Origin of the sequence: Microvirga antarctica, from assembly GCF_017921815.1 — a bacterium.
Lineage (GTDB): Bacteria > Pseudomonadota > Alphaproteobacteria > Rhizobiales > Beijerinckiaceae > Microvirga > Microvirga antarctica.
The window spans coordinates 1-292 of sequence record NZ_JAGEMM010000060.1 but is presented as its reverse complement, the minus strand read 5'-3'; the positions used below and the strand labels follow the sequence as shown (position 1 = coordinate 292).

Genomic DNA, 292 nt, shown 5'->3' with positions numbered 1-292 from the left:
TGGCTTTTTGCAGCGAAGGACGCGGATCTTAAATCAGAACGAAATAAGCGAACAAAACACCCTCAATCGCCCTCCTTATTTATCCACGTTGCACTAACCGTGCTTTTTATCCCGATATTGTTTGTACAGACATTCATGATGCCCGCATTTTCTGTTCTATGCGGAGGCTGGTATGGAATTTTACGAGAACCGCCCCAGACAACCATTCGTTGGCTTTGTGCAGCTCAGACGGGCGCTAAAAAGATGGTGGCTGCGTAAGCGGGCCTGTCAGGCGCTGCGACGAATGAGTGAC

At 49.3% G+C, this 292-nt stretch carries 1 protein-coding gene; it reads left to right on the top strand.

The window, feature by feature from the left end:
- Positions 1 to 172 precede the first annotated feature (172 nt).
- Positions 173 to 292 (top strand): DUF1127 domain-containing protein YjiS (gene yjiS / locus J4G32_RS22125; RefSeq protein ID WP_343232697.1); only part of this gene is annotated, 120 nt, incomplete at its 3' end.